Origin of the sequence: Corallococcus sicarius (assembly GCF_003611735.1) — a bacterium.
GTDB classification, from domain to species: domain Bacteria; phylum Myxococcota; class Myxococcia; order Myxococcales; family Myxococcaceae; genus Corallococcus; species Corallococcus sicarius.
Map to the genome: position 1 here is coordinate 1 of NZ_RAWG01000526.1, position 3,822 is coordinate 3,822.

At 71.5% G+C, this 3,822-nt stretch carries 1 protein-coding gene; it reads right to left on the minus strand.

Annotation, left to right across the window (positions count from 1 at the left end; all coding sequences use genetic code 11):
* A partial coding sequence (locus D7X12_RS40095; RefSeq protein WP_120630399.1) for a non-ribosomal peptide synthetase occupies positions 1-3,822 on the minus strand: 3,822 nt, incomplete at both ends.

A 3,822-nucleotide genomic window follows, 5' to 3' on the forward strand; every position in this document is an offset into this window, starting at 1 on the left:
CGCCGGGCACGTCCTCGCGCACGATGACCACGGTTTCGCGCACGTCGGGGTGCGTGCTGAGCGAGGACTCAATCTCCCCCAGCTCGATGCGGAAGCCGCGCAGCTTCACCTGGTGGTCGATGCGGCCGAGGTACTCCAGGTCCCCGTTGGGCAGCCGGCGCGCCAGGTCGCCCGCGCGGTAGAGCTTGCGGCCCGGCACGGGGCCGAAGCGGTCTTCCACGAAGCGCGCCGCCGTCAGCTCGGGCCGGCGAAGGTAGCCTCGCGCGACACCGGCACCACCGACGTGGATCTCTCCCGGCACGCCGACGGGCACGGGCCGTCCCAGCCAGTCCAGCAGGTAGAGCTGGAGGTCGGAGAGGGGCTGGCCGATGACGCTGGAGGCAGGGCGCTCCAGGTCCGCGAGCCCCACCGGACGCCAGGTGACGTGCACCGTCGTCTCGGTGATGCCGTACATGTTCACGAGCTGCGGCCGCGCGTCACCGTGACGCTCGAACCAGGGGCGCAGCGACGCGAGGTCCAGCGCCTCACCGCCGAAGATGACGTAGCGCAACGCCAGGGGAGGAGCCTCGCCCTGGGAGGCGGCCTGCTGTTCGGCGTGCAAGAGCTGGCGGAAGGCCGTCGGCGTCTGGTTGAGGACGGTGACGCCTTCGTCGGCCAGCAGGCGCAGGAAGGCCTGCGGCGAGCGGCTGACGAAGTACGGCACCACCACCAGCCGGCCGCCGTACAGCAGCGCGCCCCACAGCTCCCAGACGGAGAAGTCGAACGCGTACGAGTGGAACAGCGTCCACACGTCCGACGGCCCGAAGTGGAACTTCGAATCCGTCGCGGTGAACAGCCGCGTCACGTGGTCGTGCTGCACCATCACGCCCTTGGGACGTCCGGTGGAGCCCGAGGTGTAGATGACGTACGCCAGGTCTCCGGGCGCGCTCCGGTGCGCGAGCCGCTCCGACGAAGCCCCGGAGGCCATCGCGGCCTCGAACGTGAGGACGGTGGTTCCGTCCACCGACGGCACCCGGTCCTCCAGCGACGACTGGGTGAGGACGAGGGGCGCGTGCGCGTCCTCCAGCAGGAACGCGAGGTGTTCAAGCGGGTGTGCCGAGTCCAGTGGGAGGTATGCGCCGCCGGCCTTGAGGATGCCGAGCAGCGTGACGACCAGCTCCACGCCACGCTCCAGGCACACGCCCACGAGGACTTCCGGGCCCACCCCACGCGCTTGGAGAACGTGGGCGAGCCGGTTGGCCCGCGCGTCCAGCTCGCGGTAGGTGAGCTGGCGCAGCTCGAAGGTGACGGCGAGGGCGTCCGGGGTGCGCTCCACCTGCGCCTCGAAGCGCTCCACCAGCGTGCCCGTGGGGAACGGCTCGCACGGCGGGTTCCAGCCGTGGAGCACCTGGTGGCGCTCGGCCTCCGTCATCAGGGGCAGCTCGGAGAGCTTCGTCTCCGGCGCCGCGACCATGCCTCCGACCACGACCTCCAGGTGGGCCAGGAGCCGGTCAATCGTCTCGGGCTCGAACAGGTCCGTCGCGTACTTGCAGCCGATGAGCAGGCCATCGGGGCCGGGGGCGGCCTCGAAGGTCATGTCGATCTCGGTGGTGCGGTTGTCCAACAGCCCCACGTCGAGCGTCAGTCCGCCACCCACCGGTTGGCCGTGGGGGATGGCGTAGTCGTCCAGGACGAAGGCGATGTTGTACAGCTCGCGCCGCTGGGCGCTGGTCTGCGCGACCGCGAGCACGTGGTCGAACGGAACATGGCCGTGCGCCAGTGCATCCAGGGTCGTCTGCTTCACGCTCGCGAGCAGCCCCGACACGGTGGTGTCAGAAGGCAGACGCAGGCGCAGCGGGAGGAAGTTGGTGCAATCACCGACGAGCGAGCGGGTGCCCGGCACGTCGCGCCCGGACGTCGCGGAGCCGAGGACGAAGTCCAACTGTCCGCTCCAGCGGTGCAGCACGGTGGCCAGCGCGGACACCAGCATCACGAAGGGCGTCGCGCCCTCACGGCGCCCCAGCGCATGCAGCTTCGCCATCAAGGGCGCGGGCAGCACGCGCAGGCGGCGGGCACCCTGGGAGGACAGCCGCTGCGGCCGGAGCTTGTCGGTGGCCAGGGCCAGCAGCGACGGAGCGCCGGAGAGCGTCTGCTTCCACCACGCCAGCTCCGTGCTCAGGGCCTGGGGCGTAAGGTTCGTCTGCTGCCACGCCGCGAAGTCGCCGTACTGGAGGGCGGGCTCGGGAAGGGGAGAGGGGCGCTGGTCCCCGAAGGCACCGTAGAGCGCGCTCAGCTCGCGGGCCATGACGCCCACGGACCAGCCGTCGGCGATCAGGTGGTGCACGAAGACGAGCAGGACGTGGTCATCCGGAGCGAAGCGCAGCAGCACGAAGCGCAGCAGCGGCCCGGTGAACATGTCCATCGGCCGCTGGGCATCGCGGACCGCCCACGCATCGAGCACGGCTTCGCGCGAGGCGGACTCAGTGCCGGAGACATCCTCTACGGACAGCGCCACGGGCGTGGGCGCATGGACCTGCTGGAACAGCACGCCGTCCCGAGCCACGAAGCTCGTGCGCAGCGCTTCGTGGCGGCGGACGAGTTCGGTCAGCGACCGCGACAGCGTCTCCGCGACCAGGGGGCCCCGGAACGAGAGCGCCACGGGGACATGGTACGCGGTGGAGTCCGGAGCGAGCTGCTGGAGGAACCACAGGCGCTGCTGGGAGAACGAGGCCGGAGCCAGGCCGGCGGAACCCGCGCGACGCTGCACGGGAGGAAGTGCCGCCAGTCCCGTCGCGGTGCTGCCCTGGGCCAGCGAAGCCGCCAGGGCCTGGAGCGTCACGTCCTGCAACAGCGTGGCGGCGGAGACGCGCGCCCCGAGTCGCTTCTCGATGCGAGCCTGGAGGTCCGCGGCCGCGAGCGAGTCCATGCCCAACTGCGTGAGCGGAACATCCGAAGCCTGAAGGCCCGCCTCCGCGCCGAGGACCGCGGTGAGCTCTTCCCGGAGGATGCGCTCCAGCTCCTCCACGGAGCGGGAAGGGGGCGCAGGGACCGGCGCCGGCTGCGCGTTTGGCGAAGTCTCAGCCGAGGCACTCGATGCATCTGCCGCGCCGGGCTGCTCCACCGTCGAGGCAGCCGCTACAGCACCCACGTGCTCCGCCATCGAGCCCTTCGCCGCCGCGACAGCCGCGTTCGCCTGTTCCTCCGCTGAGGCGTCAACCTCCGCGCTCACTTCCGCCTGCGACGCGGCAACCGACACCGGCGCCCGCACCAGCGGCTCCGCGCCCGTCATCTCACTGCGCCACAGTACGGACAGCTCACCCGACACGAGCCCCGCACGGCACGCGAAGCGCTGGATCTTCCCGCTCGACGTCTTGGGCACCGCGCCCGGAGGCAGCAGCGCCACCGTGTGCGTCTGCACCTCCAGCTCGCGCGAGAGCGCCTGCCGCAGCCCGTTCGCCACCGCCGCCAGCACCGTCGGGTCCGCGGACTCGGCCAGGTCCCGGCTCACCTCCGCCACCACGGCCAGCGCCTCACCGGCCGTCGTCTCCACGGAGAACGCCGCCACGCCGCCCGCGCGCACACGCGAATCCGCGCGCTCGACCACGCCCTCCACGTCCTGCGGGTACAGGTTGCGCCCGCGCAGGATGATCAAATCCTTCCGCCGCCCGGTGACGAGCAACTGCCCGTCCTCCCGCAGCACGCCCAGGTCTCCCGTGCGCAGGTACTCCGGCCCGTCCACCACACCCGCGGGACGCGCGTGGAAGGTGGTCTCGCTCAGCTCCGGCTTGCGCCAGTACCCCTGCGCCACGCTCGCGCCCGACACCCAGATTTCACCGACCTGCC